The organism is Pseudomonas sp. 13B_3.2_Bac1 (assembly GCF_025466205.1).
Lineage (GTDB): Bacteria > Pseudomonadota > Gammaproteobacteria > Pseudomonadales > Pseudomonadaceae > Aquipseudomonas > Aquipseudomonas fluorescens_H.
In genome coordinates, this window is the sequence record NZ_JANLOG010000091.1 from 104,966 (window position 1) to 117,886 (window position 12,921).

Genomic DNA, 12,921 nt, shown 5'->3' on the forward strand with positions numbered 1-12,921 from the left:
CATGGAATATCCGAAGAATTACCAATGAGTTATAGCTGCTGATGACGGTTTCGCCCTGACCGTCGGGCGGGCGTCATTATTTTGTCTGGTTGAGTACCAACAACAATGCCGCCGTTTGTGCGTCCGGCGTACCGTCGAAGCGTGAAGGTCGGAAGTGCATCTGGAAGGCGGCGAGTACATGACGGGTCGCGACATCCAGCTCGCCGGTTTGCGGAGTGTCGTAACCGACGCGCGCCAGCTGTTCCTGAAACCAGCTGATGCTCGGCAGTTCGGCGCTGAACTGCGCCTGCTGGCGGGCCACCGCTTGTTCATCGGGCCATACGCCCAGGCCTTCGGCAGCCAGACGTTTCCACGGGAACAGTGGGCCGGGGTCGAGTTTGCGCAGGGGGGCGATGTCGCTGTGGCCGATGATGTGGCGCGGGCTGATGCCTTGGCGTTGGCTGATGTCCTTGAGCAGAACGATCAGTGACTGGATCTGCGCTTCGCTGTACGGGAACCAGCGGCGCCCGGTCGGCGTGTCCTTGAAGCCCGGATTGACGATTTCGATGCCGATCGAGCTGGAGTTGAGCCAGGTGCGGCCCTGCCACTGACTTTCCCCGGCATGCCATGCACGCTGGTTTTCATCCATCAGTTTGTAGATGGTGGCGCTTTTGTCGTCGCCGATCAGGTAGTGACTGCTGACTTCGCCGTGGGTCAACAGCTGCAGCGAACGTGCCAGCGATGCAGAGGTGTAATGCACGATCACGAACTGCACGCGGCTGTCGTGATTGGCCGAAGGATGGCTGGTGTCGTAACGCGGGGCGCTGGCACAACCGGCCAGAACGAGCAGCGACGCGAGGAGGGCAAAAAATTTCATGGCAGAAGGCAATACACACAAGACAGTAATGCAACAGTGTAACGTACTGCCTTGCGTCTCGACGGCCGACGAGCTGATTTAAACAAAATGGAACAATTGCTCAGCCCAGCTCGACCCGGTTGCGCCCGGCATTTTTCGCGCGGTACAGCGCCTGATCGGCTCTTTTGAGCACCAGATCGCTGTGTTCTCCCGTCCTGAACGACGCCAGGCCCATGGAAATGGTGATCGTCACCCGTTCACCCTTGAAGTGAAACGGGCAGGCTTCGATCGCCGCGCGCAGGCTTTCCAGCAGTTTGGCGCCCACGGCCGGCGTGGTCGCCGGCAGCAGCAGAACGAATTCTTCGCCACCAAAGCGGGCAATGAAATCTGCACCGCGCAGGCGTTTGCGCAGTACGGTGGCGATGATCTTCAGTACCTTGTCGCCGGCCAGATGGCCGTAGTTGTCATTGATGCGCTTGAAATGATCGAGGTCGAGCATCGCCAGGCTCAAGGTGTTGCCGTGTTGCTGCCACTGCTTGATCTCGTGTTCCAGCCGTTCGCTCCAGGCGGCGCGGTTGGGCAGGCCGGTCAGCGGATCGATCAGGGCTTTCTGCCGTTGTTCTTCCAGGTGCTCGCGAAAGCCCAGGGCTTCCTGCTCCATGTGCGCCACGCGCTCGGCCAGACCCTTGAGACGTGCCGCCACTTCCTGCTCGCGGGCATCACGTTGTTTCTGGTGCTGGTCCATGGTGCCGAGCAGGCCTTCGAGATGGTTCTCCAGCACCTGTTTGAGGTCATCCAGATCGGCCGCTTCCTGCATGCTGGTCTGCAAGCCGTCGACTTGCTCGCGGATCTGCGTGTCCATTGCCCGCGCCGCCGAGCTGTTGTCGGCGTGGCCCTCGCTGGCGGCCTGCAAGTTGCTCTGGAACGCTTCGAGGCGTTCGTTGAGTTGTTGCAGATAGGCTTCGAACTCGTGCTGGCCGCTGTCGGTAATGGCCAGCATCAAGGTCGCAAGATCGTCGAGAATCGGCAGCAGTTCGTACCAGTTCAGGCCATTTTTCAAACGGTCGCGCATCGCCTCGGCCTGCGGGCGATGGCGCTCGGGCAAGGTCAGGTCGTCGAGCAGCCCGATCAACGTGTCTTCAATGTGTTTGGCCACCGAGCTGTAGGACGGCTCCGGCGAGTCGGGCAGGGCGAACAGAATGTCCTGCTCGGGTTGCTCCGGGTCGATGGCGGCCAGGGCCTGGGCGATCGGTTCGGGCAGGGGCAGGCTGTCGAGCAGCAACGGTGTCGGGCTGTCACCGGGGTGGATCAACTCGTCGGGGTTGATCGCGGCAACCAGGGCTGGTGATGTGATCGGGGGGGCCGGCCGCGCGACTTCCGGTTCGGTTGCCGGCAGTGCGGGCGCGGCAGCGGGTTCGCTGATCGGCTCGACCGCAACCACGGGTGGTACAAATGAAACCACGGGCGATTCGGCCTGGGGTTGCACGGCTGGCGTTTGCTGAAGCTCAGCCTCCGGTGGTTGCGCTATGGTCTCTGCGGTGACCGGCGCTGCCGGCACCGGTTCGATTGCTTTTGTCGGCACGGGCACGGGCACGGGCTCTGGCTCTGGCTCTGGCTCTGGCTCTGGCGCAGGTCCCGCGCTGGATGGCGCAGGCGCTTGAGGCTGATCCGGGGCCGGCGGCGCGGCTGTTGCCTCTTCACTGTCGCGGCTGCCAAACAAACGCTGCAGAAAGCCCGGACGGTCCGGCTCGGCCGGCGTTTCCAGCTGGCTCAGCGCCTTGCCCTGCAAACCGCTGAGTTCACTCAGCAACAGCGGCATTTCCCGCGCCTGGCCGACCCGGCTGTCGAGTTGCTTGGCGAATTTTTTCAGCGGCTGAGCGACTTCCCGAGGCAGCGGCAAGGCTTGCAGTTGGGTGACCAGTGCGGTCAGCGCGGTGCTGACCTGATCGATTCGGGTCTCGCGACGCTGCTCGGAGTCGAGCACGGCTTTTTCCAGGCGCGGCAGCAGGGCAGCGAGGCCAGCGTCCATGTCGTCGGTGCGCACCACGTCGCGCATCTCTTTCATGCACTGATCAACGACTTTGTCGGTGCCTTCAGCGGCCAGCGTGCTGCGCACCAGACCGCGACGCAGCAAGTCGAGCCGGGCGGCCCAGCGACGTTCGAGCTTGTCCTGTTGTTCGATGCTTTTAAGGTACTTCTCTTTCCAGCGCTGGGCGTCGTCGCTCATTCAGGGGTTCCGCGAGGGGCAGGACTCATCGCGGGCAATGCATCGGCCGTGAGCGAACCCGGCAGACGGATCTCTACCGCGACCGGCAGGTGATCGGAAATGGGTTGAGCCAGCACTTCGACCTTTTCCAGGGTCAGGGTCGGGCTGAGCAAAATATGATCCAGGCAACGCTGCGGCCGCCAGCTGGGGAACGTCGCTTCCATCTGCGGGGCCAGCAGGCCGAGATCGCGTAACGGTGAGTGTTGTAGCAGATCACTGGCATGGGTGTTCATGTCGCCCATCAATATCTGGTGCTTGTAGCCACCGATCAGATCGCGAATGTAGGCCAGTTGCAAGCTGCGCACCCGGGCGCCGAGGGCCAGGTGCATCATCACCACTACCAGCGCCTCCGGACCTTCGCCGAAGCGCAGCAGGATCGCGCCGCGACCTTTCGGGCCGGGTAGCGGATGATCTTCGATCGCCCACGGCTTCAGGCGACTGAGCACGCCATTGCTGTGCTGGGCCAGTCGGCCGAGGTTGCGATTGAGTTGTTGATACCAGTAGGGGAAGGCGCCGAGGTGGGCCAGGTGTTCGACTTGATTGACGTAGCCTGAGCGCAGGCTGCCGCCATCGGCTTCCTGCAGGGCGACCAGATCGAAGTCGCCAAGCAGGTCGCCGATTTTTTGCAGATTGCCTGAGCGCCCGGTGTGCGGCAGCAGATGCTGCCAGCTGCGGGTCAGGTAGTGCCGATAGCGCTCGGTGCTGATGCCGACCTGGATGTTGAAGCTGAGCAAGCGCAGACGATGGTCTGCGGGCAGGCCCGTGGACTCCAGGTGATGCTCGTTGACCTGCGGATCATGCAGGCCAACGATGCGTTCGGTGCCCCAGCGGCGCATGGCGATTACCGCGCTTAGTTGGCAGCTGCCTTGTTGGCCGCTCGCTCTTTGGCGATCAGTTGATCAGCCAGTTGCAGCGCTTCTTTCTCGCCACCGGCAGAGCCGACGTCAAAGCGGTATTTGCCGTTGACGATCATGGTTGGAACGCCGGAGATTTCATACTTCTTGGCCAAATCTTTGGCTTTTACGATCTGACCCTTGATGGCGAACGAGTTGAAGGTGGCCAGGAACTTGTCCTTGTCCACGCCCTGAGTGGCAAGGAAGTCAGCCATGTCTTCGGGCTTGGTCAGAGGTTTGCGTTCTTTCTGGATGGCATTGAATACCGCAGCGTGAACCTTATGCTCGACGCCCATCGCTTCCAGGGTCAGGAACATCTGGCCGTGAGCATCCCACGCGCCGCCGAACATGGCCGGAATACGCACGAAGTTGACGTCGGATGGCAGTTTTTCAACCCAGGGATTGATCACTGGCTCGAAGGAGTAGCAGTGCGGGCAGCCGTACCAGAACAGCTCCACCACTTCGATCTTGCCAGGCTCTGCCACCGGCACCGGGTTGGCCAGCTCGACGTAAGGGGCGGCGGGTGCTTCGGCAGCCTGGGCGGTGAAGCCGAACAGGCTGGCAGCGACGAGAGCGGCGCTGATGATCAGATTACGCATGCTTTACTCCTGGACAATTTTGGTCGCCTCGCGCGACCTGTTTTCAGACAGATCCTGGCGGGCATGAGTTCTGTAGTGTAACGGCAGCGGCCACAAAAAAGGGCAGCCAAAGCCACCCTTTTTATACTTGCTGCGACGGATTAATCGAGCGTTAACGTTGCAGGAGATGTCCATCAGCGTTAACGCTCGATTCAGGGCGGTTAGTGCAGGCCCTGGATGTAGCTGGCGACCGCGGCGATGTCTTCGTCGCTCAGTTTGCGTGCGATGGTGCGCATTGGCATGGAGTCGCCGTCGTTGGCGCGACCGCCTTCTTCCTTGCGGAACTCGGTCAGTTGTTTGGCGATGTATTGAGCGTGTTGGCCACCCAGGTGCGGGAAGCCTGCGGCGGCGTTGCCGGCACCGTTCGGCGAGTGGCAGCCGGTACAGGCTGGCAGGCCTTTGTCCAGGTTGCCGCCACGGAACAGGGCTTCACCACGGGCGACGATTTTTGGATCGGCGGCGCCGACGCTACCTTTCTGGCTGGCGAAGTAGGCGGCGATGTCAGCCAGATCCTGATCGCTCAAGTTGGTCAGCAGGCCGGTCATTTCCAGAACGACGCGCTTGCCCGATTTGATGTCGTGCAACTGCTTGTCGAGGTAGCGTTCACCCTGACCTGCCAGTTTCGGGAAGTTTGGCGCCATGCTGTTGCCATCCGGGCCATGGCAGGCTCCGCATACGGCAGCTTTCGCCTGGCCGGCGGCGGCATCACCGGCAGCATGGGCGAAGCCTGAAATTCCCACGGTCAACAGCAGACTCACGATCAATTTGTTCATCAGCTAATCCAACTACGGCTAAGGGTTAAGAGTTATGGACCGGGTTTACTCTCGCTCATCCAAAGGATGATGGCCTGGTAATCCTCGGCACTGCAGTCCATGCACAAACCACGCGGCGGCATCGCCTTGAAACCCTGGGTCACGTGTTGCACCAGCGTCCCCATACCTTTCGCCAACCTCGGCGTCCAAGCTGCCTGATCGCCTCTTTCGGGCGCCATGGGTAGTTGGCCGGAATGACAGGCACCACAAACACGGTTGTACACGGCTTCCGGTTCCTGTGTAGCCTGTGCGCCGCAAAGCGGTATCAGGACTCCGGCAGCCAGCAGCCATTTCGTCATAAAACGACCTTTTCAGGGTTGAGAGCGTTCTGCGTTCTGATGCGCAATCAAGGTCTTTGGCTCTCGTGAACTTCATCCTTCGCTGGGACAAAGCACACACAAAATCTGCGGCATTATATACTGGCGTCACTGAAACGGAAGCGACACCGCGTTCCGCGCCCAATCCCGGCGCCGCCCACATCGGAAATCCCATGCAACTCAAGAATCCCATCCTCGGCCTGTGCCAACAGTCCACGTTCATGCTCAGTGCCGCCAAAGTCGATCAATGCCCTGACGACGAAGGCTTCGAAGTGGCGTTCGCCGGTCGTTCCAACGCCGGTAAATCCAGCGCACTGAACACCCTGACTCACGCCAGCCTGGCGCGCACCTCGAAAACTCCGGGTCGCACACAGCTGTTGAACTTCTTCAAGCTAGACGATGAACGGCGTCTGGTCGACCTGCCGGGCTACGGTTATGCAAAAGTACCGATCCCGCTCAAGCAACACTGGCAGCGTCACCTCGAGGCTTACCTCGGTGGCCGCGAGAGTTTGAAGGGTTTGATTCTGATGATGGACATCCGTCATCCAATGACCGATTTCGACCTGCTGATGCTCGACTGGGCCGTTGCCGCCGGCATGCCGATGCACATTCTGCTGACCAAGGCCGACAAGCTGACCTATGGCGCCGCCAAGAACACGCTGCTGAAAGTGCAGTCGGAAATCCGCAAGGGCTGGGGTGATCTGGTGACGATCCAGCTGTTCTCGGCGCCAAAACGCATGGGTCTGGAAGAGGCCTACACTGTGTTGGCAGGCTGGATGGAACTGGCGGACAAGGGCGCCGAAGCGGCGACCGAGGCAGAATAAGGGAATATCAAAACTGTCTGTGGTGCTGCCAGGCAAGGCAAAAGTGCAACAAAAAAGCGGAGTTTAGGGGACCTAAATGAGCATTTTTTGTTGCGCTTTTAACGCAGCATGGCTGCGCCACAGGCAGTTTTGAGGCAAAAAAAGCCCCGGACTTCATATGGGGAGGGAGAAGTTCCGGGGTTTAAGCTCCGAACCGCTAGGGCGGGGTTCAGATATCTGCCAACACTTAACACAACATAGGAGCATTGAAGGGCTTCACCAGCCATTCAGTATCTCTGAGTAGTGAGTTGTCAGATTAGTTCAGATTTTTTTCAAAAAGCTTTGGAATAACCCCAGGCGCGTTTCGAAATAAGCGCGCTTCGGGGGGGGGGGGGGGGGGGGGGGGGGGGGGGGCCCCCCCCCCCCCCCCCCCCCCCCCCCCCCGCTCCCACAATTGGATTGGGTTTGGTCAGTTGGGGAATGGTTGGCTTGTGAGCTGTCATCGCTGGTAGAGGCCAGCACCCACAAGCCGGTAGATATTGGTCGGCTGTCGGGCTGACATCGCGAGCAGGCTCACTCCTACAAGTGGATGGTATGCAGTCTGAGAGAGATGAGTTGGCTGGAAGGCCGCCTTCGCGAGCAAGCTCGCTCCCACAGGGGGTGGTGGGGTTGGTGGATTGGGTTAGCTGAGGACGACGACGCCGCCGGGGAGTTCGGTGCATTTGACGCCGTAGGCGTCGCGGATCAGCAGGGCGACGCCGGCGAGTTGGTCGAGGCTGAAGCGGGCCTGGACGCGGCGTTGGCCGAGGTCGCGGTTGAGCAGCAGCAACATGCCGGGGCGGTAGCGGTTGATCTCGTCGATCATCTGGCTGAGGGTTGCGCCGTTGAATACCAGTACCTGTTGGCGCCAGTTCATCACCGCTGCGGTGTCGACGCTCTGCACCGCGCCCACTTGCTGCGCGTCGTAGGTCAGTTGTTCACCCGGCTGCAGGCGCAGGCTGCGACCATCGACATTGACGTCCACCGAACCATCCAGGCAGGTCACGCAGACTTGCTGATCGGTGTTACGCAGATTGAACCGCGCCTGACTCGCCCGCAACCACCCGCCCCCGGCCTGCATCGCCAGTGGCAACCGCGCGGTCTGTACTTCGACTTCGCCGCTGACCAGTTCGAAACCCTGCACGCCGTCATCGCCGGAGCGCTGGTTGATGCGGGTCTGGGTGTTGAGTTCCAGGCGCACGCCATCGGCCGGTTCGAAACGTTTCTGCTGGCCGACTTCGGTGATGTAGTCCGCGCCGAGCCCTTCAAAGCCACCGGGAATCGTCCCGCGCACCAGCAGAAACGCCGCCGACGCAGCAATGGCGCCACCGAGAAACGCCCGGCGACCGAAGCGCCGAGGCGATTGCAGCATTTCAGCGGCAGGCTGCAGGTTGTGCCACAAAATCTTGGCCTCTTCGAAAGCGCGGGCATGTTCGGCGCTTTGCGCGCACCAGTCGCGCAACGCCCGGGCGTCGGCCACGGTGGCGCGGCCCGAGGTCAGCAGGACCAGCCAGTCGTGGGCTTCGCTGTGCAGATTGTCGGCCGCCGATGGCTTGGCAGGTGTCAGTCGAAAGATGTTCAAACGCGCAGGTTCTCAACGAATTGATCGGGCACTATTCAGATGACGGTTTTCCGGCCCCGCGACCGAACCGCTGAAACACTTTTCTTTCCAGTTTCGCTGCGCAGTGCCCCAACGCGGCTTTGATTTCCTTCTCGACCATGCGCGTGGAAATGCCGAAGCGCTGGGAGATTTCCAGGTGCGGCGCCTCTTCCAGACGCGCCGCGATGAAGATTCTGCGACGCCGCGCTGGCAGCTCGTAGAGGGCGCTGAGCAGCGACTGGATTTCCTTTTGCCCACCGACCACTCGCGCCGGATCCAGCGCTTCGTCGCCGACTTGCAGCAACTCTTCGACTTCCTCGCCGGTGAGCAGCCGCGCATCGGCCTGACGGCGGTCGGCGGCGATGTTCAGGGCCATGCGATAGAGGTAGGCGTTGGGCCGCAGCAGGTTCGGCGGCGTTTCCATGCGGTCGACCCGCAGGTAGGTTTCGTGCAGCACGTCGTTGGCCAGGTCTTCCGAGCCGAGACGCCTGCGCAAGCGCACCCGAAAGTCCTCGTAGGACGTCAGGAACAGCTGGACCATCGAACCTTGTCCGGTGTCTTTCATCCCCCGGAAACTCCTTCCCATTTGGTGCATTCCATGCGTTTCCCTGACGACTCCGGTAACAACAGCAACGTGACCGGCTGACGCAACGCGCTGGGCGTCGGCCGGTCGATCCTGAGATTGCGAAAGCTCTCCACCAGCGCGGTATCGCGCCGTTCATCACCGGTCGAAGTGACCAACCGGTTGTGCTGCACCACGCCGTCGCGCCCGACCCAGACCTGTAACACCGCGCGATAACTGCCCGGGCGGGTCAGCGGCGAACGGCACAGGTTGCGCTCGATCACCGCTTGCACGGCGGTGGCGTAGCTGCGACTCACGGCGGCGCTGGCCGGCGTGGGTTTGTCCAGGGCCGACGGCACGTCCTCGACCTGCGCCACTTGCAAGGTGAACGCATCGTCGCGGGCGTAACGCGCCATCAGGCCACTGCCGCCGAGCAAACGGCGCAAGGCGTCGGCAGCGGTGTATTCGCCATCGACCGCCAATGAGCGCCGGCCACGACTCAACTGACTGTCGACCAGCACCGCCACCCCGGTAGCGTGGCTGTACTGATCCAGCGCCCGGGCCAGGTCCTGCGCCGGGATGTGCAGCGTCATGCGCATGTCCGCCGGCACCGGTTCGGCTGTCACCCCGCCGCTGAACCAGCCAAGCAGCAGCCCCAGACCCACCCGGCGCACAAGAGTCGCTGAACGCTGAAGACCGTCCCTGGAACTGCCTCGCTGCACGGCTGACGTACCCCTGAAAACCGTCATCCTGATGGCTGTTTATGAATCTGGTGTGACGGGCGGTGCAAAAAAACCATCACGGGATTCGCGCAAGGCTTGCACTAGACTGCAATCAGAGAACGGCCGCTTCGGGCCGGCCAGGAGGCTTGCATGAAATCACTGTGGAAATTCGCCCTCGGCGGGCTGCTGCTGAGCGCCTTCGCCAGTGCCCACGCCGAACAGCCGCTGGGCTGTGTGGAGGTGACGGTGGGCGGCTACAAGGCGCCGAATTACGACTGCCTGAGTCAGCAGATGGGCAACAACCCGGAAGGGGCTGCCGCCGCGGAAAAGAATCAGGAAGCACTGAATGTGCCGGTGAACAAGCGGCCACCGAATCAGGTTGGCCTCGCAACCCCGGCCGCGACCAGTACACGGATGGGGAATACGCTTGGGACGTCAGTCAAACCACAGCGCCCACCGAATTAGGGAAACATCAAAGTCAAAAGATCGCAGCCTTCGGCAGCTCCTACATGGGATCGAATGTAGGAGCTGCCGAAGGCTGCGATCTTTTGATCTTCAGTCACTTTGGAGCTGACGAAAGCTCACCGCCCACCAAACTGAAGACCAAACTTTGTGGCGAGGGAGCTTGCTCCCGCTGGGGTGCGCAGCGCCCCCAAATCTGCCGAACCGGTTTTAACTGACAGACCGCATGCAAAGGTTTTGCGACTGCTGCGCAGCCGAGCGGGAGCAAGCTCCCTCGCCACAGGGTTTTGTGCACGTCAGTCGCTTGGGGTTTGGCGAAAGCTTACTGCGAGGCGATTCCAGCTGTTGATGGTGGTGACGGCCATGGTCAGATCCACCAGTTCGGCTTCGCTGAATTGCGCTTTGGCCAACTGATAAACATCGTCCGGCACATGACTTTCCGCCAACAGCGTCACGGCCTCAGCCCAGCCCAGGGCGGCGCGTTCACGGGGATTGAAAAAGCCGCTGTCGCGCCACACCGCGATCGCATACAAACGCCGATCACTCTCCCCGGCCCGCCGCGCGTCCACCGAATGCATGTCGGTGCAGAACGCGCAGCCATTGAGCTGCGAGGCGCGGATCCTGATCAGTTGCAACAGCGGCGCCTCGATGCTCAGGTCGCTGGTCAGCGCCTCCATGGCGATCATCGCTTTCATCGCCTTGGGCGATGCGTTGTAGTAGTCCAGACGCGGGGACATGGCAGGTCTCGGGAAGCGGAATGATGAGTTCACGGTAAGCGCAGAACTGCCGGCGTCACAGCCCCAATTCCACGAAAAACCGCCACACCACTGCCCTCAACCTCTACACAGATCCCCTGTGGGAGCGAGCTTGCTCGCGAAGGCGTCGTGTCAGCTACTAAAGTGTTGACTGACCCACCGCATTCGCGAGCAAGCTCGCTCCCACAGGGGGTCTAGGCCAATTTCGGGTTTTTGTGCTGCGCAACTACTGCCAATCACGCAACAGAGTTAATCTGGCCGACACCCCAATCGCCCCCCCGGAGCCGCGTCGGTATGGAACTTCACGTCGTGATCAATGGCCGCAAGGACCTCGCCGGCCAGCTGTACAACCAGCTGCGCGGCGCCATCGAGTCCGGGCGTCTGGCCGCCGGTACGCAGTTGCCGCCCAGCCGTCTGCTGGCCGAGCAACTGGGGATCTCGCGCAAGACCATTTCCGACACCTACGCGCAGCTGACTTACGAAAATTTCCTCACCGGGGTGATCGGCAAAGGCACCTACGTCAACGCCCGCCCGGCGCAGATTCAGCGCAAGCAAAGCCACACCGAACTGGCCAGCGCCGAGGTGATCGAGCGCTGGCGCAATCTCCCGGTGTTTTTGCGCCACCCGTCGCTGGAAGGTTCGTTGCGCTATGACTTCATCGGCGGCGCCACCAGCAAGGGCCAGTTCCCGCATGACGACTGGCGCCGCTGCGTGTCGCACGCGATGCGCCAGATGGCCGGGTCCAAAGGCTTCTACAGCGTGCCCGAGGGTCTGCCGGCGCTGCGCAATGCGATTGCCCGGCACATCGCGTTCTCGCGCGGGATCAACTGTCAGGACGAGGACATCGTGGTGTGCAACGGCGCGCAACAGGCGCTGGACCTGATCACCCGCGTGCTGATCAGCCCCGGCAGTCGGGTGGCGATGGAAGATCCGGGGTATCCGCCCGCGCGGTTGCTGTTCGGCACCCACGGTGCCGAAGTGGTCGGAATCCCGGTGGATGCCGAAGGCATTGTGGTGGAACAGATTCCCGAGGGTACGCGGCTGATTTACGTCACCCCGTCGCACCAGTTTCCGCTGGGCATGCCGATGAGCCAGGCGCGCCGCGAGGCCTTGCTGGCCCGGGCGCATGAGCTGGGCGCGATCATCATCGAGGACGACTACGACAGCGAGTTCCGCTACGAAGGGCGGCCGACGGACTCACTGTTCAGCCTCGACCAGCGCGGCATCGTGGCCTACGTCGGCACCTTCTCCAAGACTCTGCTACCGGAGCTGCGCCTGGGTTACGCGATCCTGCCGCCGGCGATCCTCGAAGCGGTGATCCGCGCCAAACAACTCACCGACCTGCACGCCTCGACCCTGCCGCAATGGGCGCTGGCCAAGTTCATCGCTGAAGGTCGCCTGCTCAAGCATATTCGCCGCTGCCACGCGATTTACGCCCAGCGCCGCGAGCGGATTCTGGCGCGCATGGCCACGGATCTGGCGCCGTGGCTGGAGGCGATACCGCCCAGTGCCGGGTTCCACATGGCGGTGCTGTGCAAGGTGCCGATCGACCTGCCGCTGGTGATCGAACTGGCGAAAAAAGTCGAGGTCGGGCTGTATTCCATCGACGGATTCCATTACCAGCAACCGGTGAGGAGCGGCCTGTACTTCGGCTTCGGTGCGATTGAAACCCTCGATATCGACACCGCTCTGGATCGCCTGCGCGACATTCTGCAACAAGTGGCGTGAATCATTGGTCTGGGCGATTAACCGCCGATTGGTTATTGGTGATCACGGGGTGCAGGCCTATTCTGCACTGGCGTTATCCCTCAATGAGCAGGATTCGTCCGGCCTGATTCAGGAGTGTGAGCAATGTCCAACGAAGTGATCAACACCGTCCAGGTGCGCGCCGCCGCCGGCCGTTCGGAAGAGCTCGGCCGGCAGTTGCAGAAGATCGTCGACACCCTGCGCCAGACACCGGGCTGCGACGCCTACATGGTCGACCGCTGCCCCGAGGACAGCCAACGCTGGACCGTGAGTGCGCGCTGGCAGTCGGAAGCGGCGATGCAGGCGCACTTCAACCGGCCTGAGGCGCAGGGCTTTATCGATCTGATCGATAGCCGGTTGGCCAATAGCGTGGATTTCAATAGCTTCCCAATCGTCTGATCTGCCCCCTTCGCGGGGCCCCCCCCCCCCCCCCCCGCAATGGGTCAAAAATTGGTGGGGGGGTTGTTGCCG

General features: G+C 61.8%; 14 protein-coding genes. 4 read left to right on the plus strand and 10 right to left on the minus strand.

Features of this window, described 5'->3' with window-relative positions:
- Positions 1-76: 76 nt before the first annotated feature.
- From NTD85_RS15135 to NTD85_RS15160, 6 genes are all read right to left on the minus strand, one after another.
- Positions 77-856: an N-acetylmuramoyl-L-alanine amidase gene (locus NTD85_RS15135; RefSeq protein WP_262142554.1), complete on the minus strand. Its 780-nt coding sequence runs from the start codon at positions 854-856 to the stop codon at positions 77-79.
- A gap of 100 nt (positions 857-956) precedes the next feature.
- On the minus strand, positions 957-3,062 hold the full coding sequence (locus NTD85_RS15140) for a GGDEF domain-containing protein (RefSeq protein ID WP_262142556.1): 2,106 nt from the start codon (positions 3,060-3,062) through the stop codon (positions 957-959).
- Positions 3,059-3,937 carry an endonuclease/exonuclease/phosphatase family protein gene (locus tag NTD85_RS15145; protein WP_103483967.1) on the minus strand — a complete coding sequence of 293 codons (879 nt, stop codon included), beginning with the start codon at positions 3,935-3,937 and terminating at the stop codon, positions 3,059-3,061. Before NTD85_RS15145 ends, NTD85_RS15140 begins: the two co-directional genes overlap by 4 nt.
- A gap of 14 nt (positions 3,938-3,951) precedes the next feature.
- Complete coding sequence (locus tag NTD85_RS15150) at positions 3,952-4,593, minus strand: thiol:disulfide interchange protein DsbA/DsbL (protein WP_262142557.1); 642 nt, start codon at positions 4,591-4,593, stop codon at positions 3,952-3,954.
- A gap of 200 nt (positions 4,594-4,793) precedes the next feature.
- The gene (locus NTD85_RS15155) at positions 4,794-5,405 is read right to left on the minus strand and encodes a c-type cytochrome (protein ID WP_262142558.1); all 612 of its coding nucleotides are present in this window, start codon (positions 5,403-5,405) and stop codon (positions 4,794-4,796) included.
- A gap of 32 nt (positions 5,406-5,437) precedes the next feature.
- Positions 5,438-5,743: a c-type cytochrome gene (locus tag NTD85_RS15160; protein WP_003220307.1), complete on the minus strand. Its 306-nt coding sequence runs from the start codon at positions 5,741-5,743 to the stop codon at positions 5,438-5,440.
- Between the two features lie 191 nt (positions 5,744-5,934).
- Here NTD85_RS15160 and yihA point away from each other — a divergent pair, with 191 nt between their 5' ends.
- Positions 5,935-6,585 carry a ribosome biogenesis GTP-binding protein YihA/YsxC gene (yihA, locus tag NTD85_RS15165; protein ID WP_003220309.1) on the plus strand — a complete coding sequence of 217 codons (651 nt, stop codon included), beginning with the start codon at positions 5,935-5,937 and terminating at the stop codon, positions 6,583-6,585.
- A 661-nt stretch (positions 6,586-7,246) separates the two neighbouring features.
- On the opposite strand, the gene NTD85_RS15170 is transcribed toward yihA, so the two are convergent.
- The 3 genes from NTD85_RS15170 to NTD85_RS15180 are packed head-to-tail and all read right to left on the minus strand — an operon-like array spanning position 7,247 to position 9,514.
- The gene (locus NTD85_RS15170; RefSeq protein ID WP_262142559.1) at positions 7,247-8,185 is read right to left on the minus strand and encodes a FecR family protein; all 939 of its coding nucleotides are present in this window, start codon (positions 8,183-8,185) and stop codon (positions 7,247-7,249) included.
- A gap of 31 nt (positions 8,186-8,216) precedes the next feature.
- Positions 8,217-8,768 carry an RNA polymerase sigma factor gene (locus tag NTD85_RS15175; protein WP_262142560.1) on the minus strand — a complete coding sequence of 184 codons (552 nt, stop codon included), beginning with the start codon at positions 8,766-8,768 and terminating at the stop codon, positions 8,217-8,219.
- On the minus strand, positions 8,765-9,514 hold the full coding sequence (locus tag NTD85_RS15180) for a secretin and TonB N-terminal domain-containing protein (protein WP_262142561.1): 750 nt from the start codon (positions 9,512-9,514) through the stop codon (positions 8,765-8,767). Before NTD85_RS15180 ends, NTD85_RS15175 begins: the two co-directional genes overlap by 4 nt.
- A 123-nt stretch (positions 9,515-9,637) precedes the next feature.
- Here NTD85_RS15180 and NTD85_RS15185 point away from each other — a divergent pair, with 123 nt between their 5' ends.
- Positions 9,638-9,952 (plus strand): hypothetical protein, encoded by a 315-nt coding sequence (locus NTD85_RS15185; RefSeq protein ID WP_262142562.1) that lies wholly within the window; start codon positions 9,638-9,640, stop codon positions 9,950-9,952.
- A 293-nt stretch (positions 9,953-10,245) separates the two neighbouring features.
- Here the strand turns inward: NTD85_RS15185 and NTD85_RS15190 are convergent, their stop codons facing one another.
- Positions 10,246-10,686 carry a carboxymuconolactone decarboxylase family protein gene (locus NTD85_RS15190; RefSeq protein ID WP_096797253.1) on the minus strand — a complete coding sequence of 147 codons (441 nt, stop codon included), beginning with the start codon at positions 10,684-10,686 and terminating at the stop codon, positions 10,246-10,248.
- Between the two features lie 312 nt (positions 10,687-10,998).
- On the opposite strand from NTD85_RS15190, the gene NTD85_RS15195 reads away from it, so the two are divergent.
- Both NTD85_RS15195 and NTD85_RS15200 read left to right on the plus strand, forming a co-directional pair.
- Positions 10,999-12,432: a PLP-dependent aminotransferase family protein gene (locus NTD85_RS15195; RefSeq protein WP_262142564.1), complete on the plus strand. Its 1,434-nt coding sequence runs from the start codon at positions 10,999-11,001 to the stop codon at positions 12,430-12,432.
- Positions 12,433-12,555: 123 nt separating this feature from the next.
- Entirely contained in the window at positions 12,556-12,849 is a 294-nt protein-coding gene (locus tag NTD85_RS15200; RefSeq protein ID WP_003225668.1) for a putative quinol monooxygenase, read from the plus strand.
- Positions 12,850-12,921 lie beyond the last annotated feature (72 nt).

Bases quoted from the DNA above. Each gene is read 5' to 3' on its own strand.
- NTD85_RS15190 (WP_096797253.1), bottom strand. From the start codon at position 10,686: ATGTCCCCGCGTCTGGACTACTACAACGCATCGCCCAAGGCGATGAAA.
- NTD85_RS15155 (WP_262142558.1), bottom strand. From the start codon at position 5,405: ATGAACAAATTGATCGTGAGTCTGCTGTTGACCGTGGGAATTTCAGGC.
- NTD85_RS15150 (WP_262142557.1), bottom strand. From the start codon at position 4,593: ATGCGTAATCTGATCATCAGCGCCGCTCTCGTCGCTGCCAGCCTGTTC.
- NTD85_RS15195 (WP_262142564.1), top strand. From the start codon at position 10,999: ATGGAACTTCACGTCGTGATCAATGGCCGCAAGGACCTCGCCGGCCAG.
- NTD85_RS15175 (WP_262142560.1), bottom strand. From the start codon at position 8,768: ATGAAAGACACCGGACAAGGTTCGATGGTCCAGCTGTTCCTGACGTCC.
- yihA (WP_003220309.1), top strand. From the start codon at position 5,935: ATGCAACTCAAGAATCCCATCCTCGGCCTGTGCCAACAGTCCACGTTC.
- NTD85_RS15135 (WP_262142554.1), bottom strand. From the start codon at position 856: ATGAAATTTTTTGCCCTCCTCGCGTCGCTGCTCGTTCTGGCCGGTTGT.
- NTD85_RS15160 (WP_003220307.1), bottom strand. From the start codon at position 5,743: ATGACGAAATGGCTGCTGGCTGCCGGAGTCCTGATACCGCTTTGCGGC.
- NTD85_RS15180 (WP_262142561.1), bottom strand. From the start codon at position 9,514: ATGACGGTTTTCAGGGGTACGTCAGCCGTGCAGCGAGGCAGTTCCAGG.
- NTD85_RS15145 (WP_103483967.1), bottom strand. From the start codon at position 3,937: ATGCGCCGCTGGGGCACCGAACGCATCGTTGGCCTGCATGATCCGCAG.
- NTD85_RS15185 (WP_262142562.1), top strand. From the start codon at position 9,638: ATGAAATCACTGTGGAAATTCGCCCTCGGCGGGCTGCTGCTGAGCGCC.
- NTD85_RS15140 (WP_262142556.1), bottom strand. From the start codon at position 3,062: ATGAGCGACGACGCCCAGCGCTGGAAAGAGAAGTACCTTAAAAGCATC.
- NTD85_RS15200 (WP_003225668.1), top strand. From the start codon at position 12,556: ATGTCCAACGAAGTGATCAACACCGTCCAGGTGCGCGCCGCCGCCGGC.